A 14,257-nucleotide genomic window follows, 5' to 3' on the forward strand; every position below is an offset into this window, starting at 1 on the left:
GGGTTGGTTGATGTGATGAAAATTTAAATGTCGACAATGTTGTAAACAATATAGAAAACACCTATGTGAATAAATTTGCGTTGAAATATCTGCATTTTCGCAGTGCTACAGACGAAGTGGAATGTATTTTCTGGCGACTTTAAGAATTTACGCTTTTATTGTTGTTGACAGTGTTGTTGACGTTTTTCACTGGACTGAGAACAATATGATTCGGCTGCTGAGACGATCAGCCCTTCACGGAGAAACACAAGAGATGACTGCAACCAAGACATGCCTGGGCGTGCTGACGCCTTCTTCGAATACGGCGCTGGAGCCTCTGACCAGTGCGCTTGCCGCCAGCGCGGGTCGATGCTCGGCGCATTTTTCGCGCTTCACGGTGACGGAGATTTCGTTGGCGCAGGCCGCGCTCAATCAGTTTGATGACAGCAAGATTCTTGCGGCCGCAGAGCTGCTGGCGGATGCCAAAGTGGATGTGATCGGCTGGAGTGGTACCGCTGCTGGCTGGCGCGGTTTTGACTGCGATCGGCAGTTGTGCGAGCGCATCGAGCAGCGTACGGGCATCAAGGCAACGACGGCCATCCTGGCGCTCAATGAGCTGATGCAAAAGCTTTCCGTCAAAAAGCTGGCCATCGTGAGCCCCTATACCGCGGATGTGCAGCAATGTATCGTCAACAATTACCGCGCAGCCGGTGTGGAAACCACGGCTCACCGGCATCTGAACATTTCGGTCAATCACCGCTTCGCGCTCGTGGAGCCGGAGCAACTGCTGGGGCTGATTGCAGAGGTGATCGAGGAGGGCGCTCCCGATGCGGTGGTGACTTACTGCACCAATCTGCATGCAGCGCAGCTGGCCGATCAGGTGGAGCGGCGCTGGAATGTGCCGCTGCTCGATACGGTAAGTACCACGGTGTGGGGGATGCTGCGTGCGGCAGGGCGTAGCCCGGCGGATATCAAGGGGTGGGGGCGCTTGTTTGAAGTGGCGTGACAGCGGGTGGCTCAAGCAGGGGCCGCCAGCAGGCTGTGGTGAAAGACGAGTCGAGGATGACGGTGCCTGGTGGTGGAATACCTGTGTTTGTGCCGAGCGCCCGAAAGTGATTTCCGAGGAATGGAGAGACTATGAAACTGGTTCGATTTGGAGCTGCCGGTGAGGAAAAGCCCGGTCTGCTGGATGCTCAAGGAGTGTTGCGCGATGCTTCGGCCTGGGTGGCGGACTGGCGCGGCGCCGAGCTGCATCCAGAAAAGCTGGCGCAATGGCGCGATCGACAATCCGAGGCGCTGCCGGCCGTGTCAGGAGCCCCCCGACTGGGCTGCCCGGTGGCGCAGGTGGGCAAGATCGTCTGCGTGGGGCTCAACTATGCAGACCATGCGGCAGAGGCGGGGGCTGCGCCACCGGCCGAACCGGTGCTGTTCATGAAGGCGGTCACGGCCATCAGCGGGCCCAATGATGCCATACAGATAGCGCCGGCGGCGACCAAGGTGGACTGGGAAGTGGAGCTGGGGGTGGTCATCGGCAGCCGCGCCACGCGGGTGGGCGAGCAGGCCGCGCTGGGTCATGTGGCCGGCTATGTGCTGGGCAACGATGTGTCCGAGCGGGCTTGGCAGATGGAGCGCGGAGGCACCTGGGACAAGGGCAAGAGCCATGACAGCTTTGCACCGCTGGGACCCTGGCTGCTGACGGCCGACGAGGTGGCCGATCCGCACCGCATTGCGTTGTGGCTTGAAGTGAACGGCCAGCGCATGCAAGGCAGCAATACCAGCAATTTCATCTTTGGCGTGCCCAAGATCATCAGCTATATCAGCCACTTCATGACGCTGGAGGCCGGCGATGTGATTCTCACCGGAACGCCTGCGGGCGTGGGCCTGGGTCAAAAGCCAGAGCCCGTCTTTCTCAAGCCCGGCGACGTGGTGCGGTTGGGTGCTGACGGACTGGGCGAGCAGCGCCAGGTCTGCGTGGCGGTGAACTGACGCAGCTTTTCCCCGGAGAGCTGGTTTTCAGAGCTTTCCGGGAGAAGTCGGGCCGCAAGGCGTGCGCTTTTCTTCGGCCGGCTGCAGTTGTTGAGCCTGCTTGATATCGAGTCGCCTGGCGATGATCCTGGCCACGCATTCGAGTTTTTGCAGGTCCTTGGCCGTCAGGCTTTCATCGGCGGCCTGACTGAAGCAGCACAGCGTGCCGTAGACCTTGCCGCTGGCCAGCACGATAGGGGTGCTCAGATGAGCACCTACACGAAAAGGAGTTGCCGGCAGCTTGGTAAAGGCCGGGTGGGTGGCCGCATCCTGGACCAGACCGGGCAGAACGCCGTCGAGTACGCACTGGCAAAACGACTCTTCCAGAGGGCCGCCGCCGCCAGTAGCAATCAATTCCTTGCCGGGAGCAGTATCGACATGCTGGAACATGCGTTGGCTGTTGCGGATCTCTGAGATAAAAATCACCTCCATATTGAGGTGCTGGCGCAGCTCCTGCAGGACCAGACGCACGCTTTCATCGACCAGTTCGTCGCTTTGATCTGCTGTGGCCAGCAACAATTCGCTGACCTGTACCTCCAGCGCCTCCGGTGCGTAATCCCAGTTGTGAATCGCCATCTCTCAAACCTCTGAATGTCAGCAAAAAAACGGGCCATTGTGGCCGAGCAAACAGGGTTCTCAAGTTAACAAGACGTAAGACTTCATAGCGAATCCTGGCCGGTCACCGGACTGGCGATGCTGCTGGCTGCACCCTTCTGGTCGGTCTGGGGCTGAATCAGTGCCAGCACCTGGGCGTGGAGCTCGGCCGGCACGGCGATCAGCTCCATATTCAGTACACGGGCCATTTCCTGCAGAGTGGAAAAGCGCGGGTCGACATCGCCGGTTTCAGTGCGCTGTACGGCCATACGCGACAGACCGGCACGTTCGGCCAGATCGGCCTGGGTGATGCGGGCGGCCTTGCGAGCCTGGGCCAGAGTCGTGATGAGTTCGGAAGTCATGCGTATCAATATACTCTTTGTAGCGCGGCACAAAAGCATGGCGTCTGCTGGAGGGCGTTTCCCCGGTCAGGCGGACCGCTGCAGTCTGCCATGCCGCTGCCATACTGCGAGGGCATGTTGGAAATGGTTCATCGAACAACAGGAGTGCGCAATTGGACTGGATAGCAATGCAGCTGAGCCACGAGAGCGTCAAGCTCTGGCTGTCTGTGGGCTGGTCGCTGTATGTCGTCGTGGTAGGCATCTGGATTCTGCTGCAGCGCAGCCAGCCGATTGCCACGCTGAGCTGGCTGTTGTCCATGGCAGCGCTACCTGTGGTGGGTCTGTTGGTCTATTACTACTTCGGTCCGCAGCGCATGAAACGCCAGCGTATCAAGCGGCTGCGCTCGCGCAAGCGTTCGCGTTTGCGCAACAGCATGCAAAAGCTCAGGGAGCGCATTCCGGCCCAGCAGGAACGTCTGCGTCAGGTGGCGCGGCTGGTTGGCATGACCAGCGATTTCCCGGTAAGCACGGCCACTTCCATGCAGTTGCTTGTGGGGGGGGGCGCTACCTTTGATGCGATTGCCGAGGCCGTGAGCGCAGCACGCCACCATGTGCATCTGGAGTACTACATCTACGAGCCCGATCAGACTGGCACGGCCTTGCGTGATTTGCTGATCGAGAAAGCACGTGCGGGCGTGCAGGTGCGTTTGCTGGTGGATGCTCTGGGCTCCAAGAAGCTGGGGCGAAAGTTTCTGGAGCCGCTACAGCAGGCCGGGGCCGAGGTGCTGCGCTTTCACGACGCCAAGATAGGGCGGCGGCTGCGGCCCGTGATCAACTTCCGTACCCACCGCAAGATTCTGGTCTGCGATGGAAAAGTGGGCTTTACGGGCGGCGTGAACGTCACCGATGAAGAGAACGAGCGCATTTGTAACGATGCATATCATGACGTGCACATCCGGGTCGAAGGCTCCGTTGTCAATTGGCTGCAGACAGTGTTTCTCGAGGACTGGGCCTACACCCGCAGCGACGATCCGCATCGCCTGCCCGACGATCTAGATGATCTGCTGCCTGATTGCGAAGACGGTCCCATCCCCATGCAGGTCGTGACCTCTGGGCCTGATGACCACCTGGACGCCATCTACCGCGCCTATCTGGCGGCCATCAACGCGGCCCAGCAGCGCATCTTGCTGACCACGCCTTACTTTGTGCCGACCGAAGGCGCGCTGACGGCTCTCACCAATGCCGCGTTGCGTGGTGTGGAGGTCCGCATTCTGGTGCCGAAGAAGTCCGATTCGTTATTGGTGACGGCCGCTGCGCGCTCCTATTTTGACGAGCTGATTCGCTGTGGCGTGCATATCTATGAATATGCAGCCAGCATGCTGCACTCCAAGACCTTGGTGGTCGATGACAATATGGCCATGATCGGCACAGCCAATTTTGACTATCGCAGCTTTTTCCTCAACTACGAGGTCTGTGTGATCGGCTACGGGCCAGAGCTGAATCAGGCCATCGCTGCCCAGTTCGATGCCGACCTGGGTCAGGCTCGAATGGTGCAATATCGCAGCGAAAAAGGCCTGCGACGACGGCTGATCGGTTCCGTGGCCCGATTGACATCACCGCTGCTGTAATGAGTGAAACCCTGAATCATTGTGTGGATGCTCTGGCGCTGTGGCGCCTGCAGGACTGGCTGCATGCGCACCCGCGCGTGGTGGTCATTGGTGGTGCCGGCTGCAGCACCGAAGCCGGCATTCCCGACTATCGTGACCGCAACGGACAGTGGAAGCGTCCACAGCCCGTGACCTATCAGGCCTTCATGGGCGATGTGCTGGTGCGTCAGCGCTACTGGGCGCGTTCCATGCTGGGCTGGCGCGTGATGGGTCAGGCGCGGCCCGGTTCCGCCCACCAGGCCCTGGCGCGACTGGAGCGGCAAGGCCGGCTGGAGTTGCTGATCACCCAGAATGTCGATGGCCTGCATGATGCGGCCGGCAGCCTGAACATCGTGGACCTGCACGGGCGCATCGACACCGTACGCTGCATGGACTGCGACAAGCGCTCTGCCCGTGCCGATCTGCAGCAGCGGCTGTTGGCACTGAACCCGGCCTGGGCCCAGCTCTATGCCACACCTGCGCCCGATGGCGACGCCGATCTGGAAAACCAGGACTTCAGTCGCTTTGTCGTGCCGGCCTGCCCACATTGCGCAACGGGCCTGATCAAGCCCGATGTGGTGTTCTTTGGCGAGACCGTGCCGCGTGAGCGCGTGCAGACCTGCATGGCTGCCGTGGCCAGGGCTGACGCCGTGCTGATCGCCGGCTCTTCATTGATGGTGTATTCGGGTTACCGCTTTGCGCTGGCAGCGCATGAGCAGGGCAAGTCCATCGTGGCCATCAACCAAGGGGTGACGCGAGCCGATGTATTGCTGGATTTCAAGCTCGAGGCCGATGTGGGCCAGGTCTTGATGGGCCTGATCGAGGCAAGCTAACTCACTCACTCACTCCCTCCCTCCCTCCCTTTGCGCAGTCGATGAGGGCAGGGCGCGGCAAACAGTCTGCATATTCCTCGAGCGTGCAGCGGTCTCGTTGAGGTAGATACATGGCAGCATGCCTCCGGTGTCGGCGATCACGGTCTCGAGTTCATTGCCACCGATCGGGTGCAAATCGTGGCGCAGCAGCGGCGCATGGCTGCGTTTCATGAAGCGGCGGGGAATGCCAAGGGGGGGGTGTGCCGCGCTTGAGCGGCTCGTGGCCTGCATGGGTGCGGGCCATGCGGCCAAAGCTCCAGCGTGAAACGCCTGGCGGAGCTGGGGCCGTCGGAATGTGCGGCCGTGCGCCAAAGGTATCGGGCAGTGTGCCGCGCTGGCGTTCAAACAGACTGTTCAGGGTTTCGGTGCTACGGAGCATCATGGTTTCCTCGAGTGGAGTTGAAGTCTTGGTCTCTGTCGATATGAGCTCACGGTCTCTCCAGCACCGTCGCAATACCTTGCCCACCGCCGATGCATTGGGTGGCCAGGGCATATCGTCCCTGCTGTCGTGCAAGCAAGGCAGCTGCCTTGCCGGTGATGCGCGCACCAGTGGCGCCAAGTGGATGACCGATGGCGAGCCCACCGCCGTCAATATTCACGGTCTCCATGTCCAGGCCGAGGTCTCGGATGCAGGCCAGCGCCTGCGAAGAGAAAGCTTCGTTGATCTCAACCACGTCCAGATTGGCCACGGTGAGACCTGCGCGGGCCAGCGCCTTGCGTGCGGCGGGTATCGGACCGATGCCCATGATCGCTGGGTCCACTCCCACGGTCGCGAAGCTGCGGATGCGCGCCAGTGCTTGCAGACCATGGCGTTCGGCAAAATCGTCGCTAGTGACCAGCACGGCCGCAGCGCCGTCGGTCAACGGCGACGATGTGCCCGCCGTGACCACGCCATCAGGCCTGAAGGCGGGCTTGAGCCCGGCCAGGGTCTCCAGTGTGGTGGCGGGGCGTATGCAGCCGTCGGCATCCAGCAGTTCTCCATCCGGTAAAAGAATAGGCACGATTTCATCGATCAGCAGACCCCGGTCGCGAGCAGCGGCGGCTTTCTGATGGGATTGCAGTGCCAGCAACTCCTGGTCGGCGCGGGTCACCCCCCATCTCTGGGCCACGTTTTCCGCCGTTTCGCCCATTGAAATATAGGCGTCGGTATTGGCCTGCAACTGGGGGTTCGGCGAGAAGTTGAAGCCGCCCTGCGGAACCATCGTCATGGATTCCACGCCCACGCAGAGGAAGGCGTCGCCCATGCCGGCCTCGATCTGCGCTGCGGCAATATGCACGGCCTGCATCGACGAGCCGCAAAACCGGTTCACAGTCATGCCGCCCACGGTCTCGGGCAGGCCGGCCAGCAGGCCGACGATGCGCGCCAGATTGTTGCCTTGCGAGGCCTCGGGGTAGGCGCAGCCGAGGATCACATCCTCCAGGAGTGCAGGATCCAGGTCGGAGCGCTTCAACAAACCCTGTACGACCTGGGCTGCCAGCGTGTCCGGCCGCACTTCGGCCAAGCGGCCCTTGCGGGCGAAGTGAAACGGCGAGCGCGCATATGCGGCAATAACGGCTTTCATGACATGGGCTCCTTGCGATAGTCAATGCGCAGCGGCGCAGCGGCGTAGCGCTGGGCGGCGATGTTGCTGGACAACTGGCCAGCCATAGCTTGGCGTGCGGCCTCATAGGCATCCCACTTCTCGCCAGCATGCAGCGAGGAAGTAGAGACCTCTTCTCCACGCTCAAACCCCAGCAGTGCTGCATCGACGAGGTCTTCGACGCCCGTCACGATGCTTGCATCCAGGCTCTCTACCGGCAATCCACCGATGGCCCAGAAGTCCGTGGCCGTGGCACCAGGCAACACTGCCTGAACCCGAACACCTTGGTCAGTCAACTCATGCTGCAGCGACTGGCTCAAAGCCAGTACAAAAGCCTTGCGCTGCTCGCCAGCGCGTTCAGCTGTTCGCCGCTGCGGGCGATCGGGATCAGGTCATAGCCACGCTGAGCGAGCTTTTGTTGCATGTGGCGCACCGATGCCGCTGGATGCCTCGGTAACGAGGGTGGTACCGAGATGGGTTTGTGCCATGGTGGAACTCCTTGAGGTTGATGGATGTTGTCCATGGCCTGAATGGTGCGATGTGCGTGGTTTGTCGTAAATGACGTATATAGTCATGAAAAAGGACATCGAAAAGGACGCTCCTTATGCACCGCATCGGTTACATCCTGCCGGAAGGCTTCCAAGTCATGGCGCTGGCCACCCAGGCCGTGTTCGAACTCGCCAACCTGATGGCGGAGAAGCCTTTCTATGAGGTGGAGACCTATGCGATGAATGGCGCGGTCCGAGCTTCGGCAGGGCTTGCATTGCAGGCAAACCCTTTCACAGCCAACAGCAGGGCAGACACCTGGCTGGTTGCGGGCAATCTCACTCCAAGAGACGTCGCTCCGGCACCGGAGCTGATCCGGCTGCTGAGCAAAGTGACGGTATCCGCTTGGCGCGTGGCCGGCCTGTGCACGGGCGCTTTCCTGCTGGGCGACGCGGGCCTGCTTGATGGGCGCCGCGCCACCACGCACTGGTATTGGGCCGAGGCCTTGCAGCAGCGCCACCCACAGGCGCAGATTGAGGCCGACCGCATCTACATTGCCGACGGACCGATCTGGACCTCTGCCGGTATGACAGCGGAGATCGACCTGGCGTTGGCGCTGGTGGAAAAAGACCTGGGCGCCAAGGTTGCACGGTCGGTTGCACACCGCCTGGTCATGCACCAGCGCCGCTCGGGCGGGCAGTCACAGCACTCGGAGATGCTCAAGCTGGCACCCAAGTCAGACCGCATCCAGCAGGCGTTGGAGCATGCTCGGCGCAACCTTTCTCAAGCATTGAGCGTGGAAGAGCTGGCAGAGGCTGCCAGCTTGAGTCCACGCCAGTTCAGCCGGGTGTTCACGGCCGAGACGGGGCAGTCCCCCGCCAAAGCCGTGGAGGGTCTTCGGCTTGAAGCCGCGCGGCTGATGATTGAGGGCAGTCGGCATCCGCTGGAGGTGATTGCTCAGGAGACAGGTTTTCGTGACCGGCGCCATATGCGCGAAGCCTTCCTGCGTGGCTTCGGCATGCCGCCACAGGCCGTACGGCGCGAAGCTCGGGTGGAGCCGTAAAACGTCTGACACGCTCCGTGAAATGCGTAACTTGCACCGTGCGTGGAACGACCAGCCGGGTACTGAGCCAACTGGCCATGATGGCGATCTGTAAACTGCGAACTAACTAACGCCGCAGTCGGCGCTGATGCGGGGGATATGCAAGTACTTGGATGTCTGCTCTAGCGCGGGGAGGCGGCTCCCCTGGGATCCCGATCTCTCATCATCTCGAATAAAAACAGGGTTGCTGTCAGCAGGCTGATGACTTGCGGGTGAGAGAGTTCCTCGCTGAGGTGTGCGATGCCCGTCAGCCTCCTTCAAAGTGCGGGGCACTGTGTGAAAGGTTTGGCGAGCATCACCTGAGGCTGGCCGTTGTAGTGCGCCTAAGGAGCTACTGGCAGCAGGTCCTGGTGTGTGGAGTTGCTCATCGTCTACGCATATCTGCTGTAGAGCACGGAGCTATGCAACGACACCGATAAGTTCAAAAAGCGGCAGGCTTGACGCCTCACTGCCTTTGTTCACTGGATCTGCTCGGAAGCTCCGTCAAAAAGTTTCCCAGTCATCGCCATGCTTGTCCGTAGCCTGCTGTGTTCCAGCGATAGCAACTGGTCGACGCAGCACAGGGGACTTGGTGGCCATGAATGGCTTGGGTGACGACTCCGATACCTTTGCTACGGTCGCTGGTTTTGTCGGGTTGACCGAGGCTGCCTGCATTGCGGCAGAGGTATTTTGTTGGTGCTCTGACAACTTGAAGACTGCCACTGCTTCGACCAGCGACTGTGCTTGGTTGTGCAGGCTGCTGGCTGCGGCGGCCATTTCCTCGACCAATGCCGCATTTTGCTGCGTGGTTTGATCCATTTGGGTAACGGCTTCCCCAATCTGGGCCATCCCCGAGCTTTGCTCATGGCTGGCAGCGCTGATTTCACCCATGATATCGGTGACGCGCCGAATGGCCGTGACCACATTGGTCATGGTCTCGCCAGCTTTGTCCACGAGCAAGGAGCCCTGCTCCACGCGCTGCACACTGGTGGTAATGAGCTGCTTGATTTCCTTGGCTGCCTCGGCTGAGCGTCCAGCCAGAGCCCGTACTTCGCTTGCCACCACCGCAAAGCCTCGTCCTTGCTCACCGGCGCGGGCAGCTTCGACGGCGGCGTTCAAAGCCAGAATATTGGTCTGGAAAGCGATGCCATCGATGACACCGATGATGTCGGAAATCTTGCGGCTGCTGTCATTGATGCTCTTCATGGTCTCCACGACCTCTGCGACCACTTCACCGCCCTGTGTGGCCACAGAGGATGCATTCACGGCCATCTGATTGGCCTCGCGTGCGTTGTCGGCATTTTGTTTGACCGTCGCACTCAACTGCTCCATGGATGCAGCAGTTTGTTCAAGAGCACTTGCTTGCTCTTCCGTGCGGCTGGATAGGTCGTTATTGCCCATGGCGATCTGAGCACTGCCCGACGCAACTCCCTGAGCATTGCCACGCACCGCCGACACTGTGCTCACGAGGCTGTGTTGCATGCGTTGCAGCGCACTCAGCAGTTGACCGGTTTCATCCTGAGACTTCACGGTGATCTGGCCGCTAAGATCACCTCTGGCCACACGGTCGGCTGCTGCCATGGCCAGGGACAGGGGGCCGGTGATGGATCGAGTAATCTTGATGGCCAGGGTTACCGCTAGAAGAATGGCGATTGCACCTGCCGCCAACACTTCCTGGAACAGATTGTCGGCAGCAGCTTCTGCCTTCTGGCTGGCCAAGTCGGAGCTTTGGGTCTGGTGATCCAGCATGCTGCGGATGACCCGCTGATATTCGAGTTGGTTGGGGCGCAGTTGGGTTTCCAGCAATCTCAGCGCTTCATCTCTTTGGCCCTGATCGAGCAGTCCAAGAAATTCATCACCGGATTTGAGGAAGGCCACGCGCCGCTGCTTCAGATCTTCCAGCAGCGATTGTCCCAGGCCGGAGTGCGTGTGCTTGCTCAGCGAATCCATTTCTGCAGCCAGCTCGGTGCGGGTCTTCTGAATCATGGCGCGTGCCGAGGCCTGGAGCGTCTCCGTGGAAAAGATCGCTAGGTTGCGGAACTGAATCGCCTGTTCATTGGCACCATCCGTGATGGTGTTCAGCGTGCGAATGATCGGGATTTGCTTCTGGGTGATGTCGGTCAGGGCTGAGCGCTGAGTCGACGACCCCCAAAGTGCCACCCCTCCCAGCACTAGTATCAGCACCATCAATGTCATGAACGAGAAAGTCAGCCGAGTGGAAATTTTCAAACGATCCATTTCGCGCGCCTCCTTTAGCAGCCAATGTTTTCGGTTTGAGAGCTCGTGTCAATTTGTGTTCATGTATTCAAAGTGTAACTTTGCGAGGGTTTCAGGGGCGCCTTTTTTATGAGTGATTGCGGCTTCTGAACGACAGAGCCTAAGTCCTTGCCTTCTTCCTCCTTGCCGAACTGGATGAGCGTTGTTCCCTGTCCACTGATCTGCGTCATCCCGTCCGGCACTTTGGAGTAGCTGCCTGGACTCCAAAGCCAAGCTTTTCTTCAGGACAGGTCGAGATCTGCTCCAACTTTCGCTGGCCGGCTCCTGACTGGCTCACTGCAATGTTTCAGCCAATGCCGCAGTGCCATGCGTCGGCAGGGCAAGACTGAGCTCCGATTGAATCAGGGTGGATATACGCGAAGGACTACCTTGAGGAACTATGTCCCATGCAGGACGTGCAGCAGCATCAGCAGCAGCGGCATGGTCACCAGCGCCAGCAGTGTGGAGAGGGCAATGCTGGCCACCACCTCATCCTCGGCAACCTGGTAGCGCTGGGTGAAGAGCAGTGCGTTGGCGCCCACAGGCAAGGCTGAGCAGATCAGCATCACCCCCATGGCCGGGCCACGCAGCTGCAGCGTCCAGGCGCAGGTGAGAAACACAAGTGGGTGCACCAGCGACTTGACCAGCGTGATACGCATCGCGGCTCGCCAGTAAGCTCCGATCCTGGTGTATGCCAGCGTGATGCCGACGAGCAGCAACGCCATGGGACCCATGGCCGAGCCCAGCATCTTGAGCGAGGTATCAAGTACGTCAGGCAGAGGCCAGCCTGTCAATGACCACAGCAAGCCAGCCAGAATCGGCAAAGGCACAGGGTGGATGACGCTATTGCGCACTGCCTGCCAGACAGTACGCCCCATGGACCGTTTGTTGTGGGTGTCGTCCGCATGCTGTTCACGCGAGGATGCCAACTCGAACACCATGGTCGCGGCCGTCAGCAATACCAGGGCGTGCACCGAGATCAAGGTGAACAGCGTCACCAGTCCCTGCTCGCCAAAGGCCAGGCCCACGAGCGGTACGCCGATCATGGCGGCATTGCTGAACATGCTGGCCAATCCGCGCGCTGCAGCCAGGGTGTTGAAGCCGTAGACCAGCATCGTTGTCACGAATACGATGATGGCCGACAGGAAATACACGCCAATCGGTCGGTAATCCAATTCACCGATATGAACCTGAGCCATGGTGCGAAACAGCAGTGAAGGCAGCAGCAACAGGAACACAAGGTTGGACATGTCCTTGACTGCAGCCTGCCGCACCAGCCCGACACGCGCCAGGCCAAAACCTGTACCGATCAACGCAATCACCGGTAGCAGGGCCGCTACTGCGGAACCATTCATTCAACTCTCCAACAAAACCGAATCGCTGCTTGCACCTTGCTCCAGGCTTGAGCATATGCACTTCTCGGGCGCTGAGCTTAACGCCTCTGCACACTCGTTTTCGGATCCCGCTTCCTCTGCGAGCTATCGCACAACCTGCTAAATGAGCAAGTCTTGGTTGCTATTGGGCGAGGTGAAGCCCCAGCTTCGCTTGCCCGATTCACTGGCAAGCAGTGCCGTCAAATCGTGCTTCTGTTTGCAGTGCATGGCGCGCATGACCTCCTGTAGCAGGAATGCACCCGGAATGGCTTTGTGCTCAATGGTTTGCACAATGGATCTCCTTTCAGGCAATGGGGCGTGAGTCCATGCTCTCGCTTCATTCAACCCTTGATGCAGATCACCTGCTTGAGGGTATGGACCACTTCCACCAGGTCCTTCTGGGCGGCCATGACGGCGTCGATGTCCTTGTAGGCCATGGGGATCTCGTCGATCACGCCCTCGTCCTTGCGGCATTCCACGCCTTCGGTGGCCTTGATCTGGTCAGCCACCGAGTACAGCTTTTTGGCCTTGGTGCGGCTCATTACGCGGCCCGCGCCGTGGCTGCAGCTTTCAAAGCTCTCGGGGTTGCCCAGGCCGCGCACGATATAGCTGCGCGCGCCCATGCTGCCGGGGATGATGCCCATCTCGCCGCGCTTGGCGCTCACGGCGCCCTTGCGGGTGACGAACACATCCTCGCCAAAGTGATGCTCCTTCTGCACATAGTTGTGGTGGCAGTTCACGGCCTCCACGTGGGACTCGAAAGGCTTGGTAATCACCTGGCGCACGGTGGCGATCAGGTTGGCCATCATCACTTCGCGGTTGCTCATGGCGAACTTCTGCGCCCAGGACACGGCGCGCACATAGTCGCCAAAATAGCGGGCACCCTCTTCCAGGTAGGCTAGGTCCCGGTCGGGCAGATTGCGCTGGTGCAGCTCGGCATCCTTCCTGGCCAGCTCGATGAAATGGTTGCCGATGGCATTGCCCACGCCACGCGAGCCCGAGTGCAGCATGAACCAGACAAAGCCCAGTTCGTCCAGGCACACTTCCACGAAGTGATTGCCGCTCCCCAGGGTTCCCAGGTGCTTGCGGTTATTGGTCTTTTCGAGCCTAGGGTGCAGCTCGCACAGCGCGTCGAACTCGTCCACCAGCGTGGCCCATTTCTGGTCCACCAGATCGGGAGGGTTCTCCCAGGCGCCAGGATCACGGCCACGGCTTCTGGGTGCCGAGCCATGGGGCACGGCTTTTTCAATGGCCGAGCGCAGCGTGGTCAGGCTGTCGGGCAGGTCTTCGGCGCGCAGCGTGGTCTTGGCGGCCATCATGCCGCAGCCGATATCCACGCCGACGGCTGCGGGGATGATGGCCTTGACGGTGGGAATCACCGAGCCGATGGTGGCACCAATGCCCAGGTGCACATCGGGCATGGCGGCAATATGTTTGAAGACAATGGGCAGGCGCGCGGCGTTGGTCAGCTGTTGCCGGGCTTCGGTTTCCACGGGCACACCCTTGGTCCACATCTTGACGGGCACGCCGCCAGCGACTTCCAGTAGTTGGTAATTGTGTTCGGACATCTTGATTTCCTTCAGGACCTACGCAAACAGGAGCGCAACAACGGACTGCCTGCTGAGGTAGTCGTCTTGCCTGGACCGGTTTTGCGCAAGTCGTTTCCTTGTTGTTCATGTCTTGGATGGCGGTCTTGCAGCGACAAGGGTTGGTGAAACATCGTGCTCTACCAGGCTGAGCTACAACAGCTTTGCAACTGCTGGCAGGATTCGAACCTGCGACCACGAGATTAAAAGTCTGTAGTTCCACCGGCATTCGCTGCAGGGCAGCCAAACCGAAAATTCAATGGGACTCACGCTTGCGCAAGTCTTGTTCAAAAAAGGCGGCGCGACCAGAGAAGCAAGACATAGCCATGACCGGTTTCCCGGCTGGGGAATCGAACCCCGGCAACCAGATGTAGTCCTGCTGGCATTCGCGCCAAACTCAAACCATGGTGATGAATGCCTTGCTGCGACAAGGGCTGG

12 protein-coding genes and 1 pseudogene are annotated in these 14,257 nt (G+C 60.0%); 5 read left to right on the forward strand and 8 right to left on the reverse strand.

Annotated elements, in window-relative coordinates; translation table 11 throughout:
- Nucleotides 1-253: 253 nt before the first annotated feature.
- Nucleotides 254-985 (forward strand): maleate cis-trans isomerase family protein, encoded by a 732-nt coding sequence (locus QYQ99_RS22970; protein WP_302090163.1) that lies wholly within the window; start codon nt 254-256, stop codon nt 983-985.
- Between the two features lie 131 nt (nt 986-1,116).
- Nucleotides 1,117-1,965: a fumarylacetoacetate hydrolase family protein gene (locus tag QYQ99_RS22975; protein ID WP_302090164.1), complete on the forward strand. Its 849-nt coding sequence runs from the start codon at nt 1,117-1,119 to the stop codon at nt 1,963-1,965.
- 27 nt (nt 1,966-1,992) lie between these two features.
- Here QYQ99_RS22975 and QYQ99_RS22980 read toward each other — a convergent pair whose 3' ends face one another.
- Together QYQ99_RS22980 and QYQ99_RS22985 are read right to left on the reverse strand one after the other, a co-directional pair.
- On the reverse strand, nt 1,993-2,580 hold the full coding sequence (locus tag QYQ99_RS22980; protein WP_302090165.1) for a GAF domain-containing protein: 588 nt from the start codon (nt 2,578-2,580) through the stop codon (nt 1,993-1,995).
- Nucleotides 2,581-2,663: 83 nt separating this feature from the next.
- Nucleotides 2,664-2,960 carry a helix-turn-helix transcriptional regulator gene (locus tag QYQ99_RS22985; protein ID WP_302090166.1) on the reverse strand — a complete coding sequence of 99 codons (297 nt, stop codon included), beginning with the start codon at nt 2,958-2,960 and terminating at the stop codon, nt 2,664-2,666.
- A gap of 167 nt (nt 2,961-3,127) precedes the next feature.
- On the opposite strand from QYQ99_RS22985, the gene cls reads away from it, so the two are divergent.
- Both cls and QYQ99_RS22995 read left to right on the forward strand, forming a co-directional pair.
- Nucleotides 3,128-4,567: a cardiolipin synthase gene (cls, locus tag QYQ99_RS22990; RefSeq protein WP_419145848.1), complete on the forward strand. Its 1,440-nt coding sequence runs from the start codon at nt 3,128-3,130 to the stop codon at nt 4,565-4,567.
- Complete coding sequence (locus QYQ99_RS22995) at nt 4,567-5,418, forward strand: NAD-dependent protein deacetylase (protein ID WP_302090168.1); 852 nt, start codon at nt 4,567-4,569, stop codon at nt 5,416-5,418. Before cls ends, QYQ99_RS22995 begins: the two co-directional genes overlap by 1 nt.
- Before the next feature lie 467 nt (nt 5,419-5,885).
- Here QYQ99_RS22995 and QYQ99_RS23000 read toward each other — a convergent pair whose 3' ends face one another.
- Together QYQ99_RS23000 and QYQ99_RS23005 are read right to left on the reverse strand one after the other, a co-directional pair.
- Nucleotides 5,886-7,019 (reverse strand): thiolase family protein, encoded by a 1,134-nt coding sequence (locus tag QYQ99_RS23000; protein WP_302090169.1) that lies wholly within the window; start codon nt 7,017-7,019, stop codon nt 5,886-5,888.
- A pseudogene (locus tag QYQ99_RS23005) lies at nt 7,016-7,375 on the reverse strand (hypothetical protein); the annotation flags it as partial. The gene QYQ99_RS23000 and the pseudogene QYQ99_RS23005, both read right to left, overlap by 4 nt.
- 266 nt (nt 7,376-7,641) lie before the next feature.
- Between QYQ99_RS23005 and QYQ99_RS23010 the strand changes: the two are divergent.
- A complete protein-coding gene (locus tag QYQ99_RS23010) occupies nt 7,642-8,586 on the forward strand; it encodes a GlxA family transcriptional regulator (protein WP_302090170.1) in 945 nt (314 codons plus the stop codon).
- A 522-nt stretch (nt 8,587-9,108) separates the two neighbouring features.
- Here the strand turns inward: QYQ99_RS23010 and QYQ99_RS23015 are convergent.
- From QYQ99_RS23015 to QYQ99_RS23030, 4 genes are all read right to left on the reverse strand, one after another.
- Entirely contained in the window at nt 9,109-10,842 is a 1,734-nt protein-coding gene (locus tag QYQ99_RS23015; RefSeq protein WP_302090171.1) for a methyl-accepting chemotaxis protein, read from the reverse strand.
- A 416-nt stretch (nt 10,843-11,258) separates the two neighbouring features.
- Nucleotides 11,259-12,215 (reverse strand): AEC family transporter, encoded by a 957-nt coding sequence (locus QYQ99_RS23020; protein WP_302090172.1) that lies wholly within the window; start codon nt 12,213-12,215, stop codon nt 11,259-11,261.
- Between the two features lie 138 nt (nt 12,216-12,353).
- Nucleotides 12,354-12,524 carry a DNA polymerase beta superfamily protein gene (locus QYQ99_RS23025; RefSeq protein WP_302090173.1) on the reverse strand — a complete coding sequence of 57 codons (171 nt, stop codon included), beginning with the start codon at nt 12,522-12,524 and terminating at the stop codon, nt 12,354-12,356.
- A gap of 50 nt (nt 12,525-12,574) precedes the next feature.
- Entirely contained in the window at nt 12,575-13,801 is a 1,227-nt protein-coding gene (locus tag QYQ99_RS23030) for an RtcB family protein (protein ID WP_302090174.1), read from the reverse strand.
- Between the last annotated feature and the right edge of the window lie 456 nt (nt 13,802-14,257).

Source organism: Comamonas testosteroni (assembly GCF_030505195.1).
Taxonomy (GTDB): Bacteria; Pseudomonadota; Gammaproteobacteria; order Burkholderiales; family Burkholderiaceae_C; genus Comamonas; species Comamonas testosteroni_G.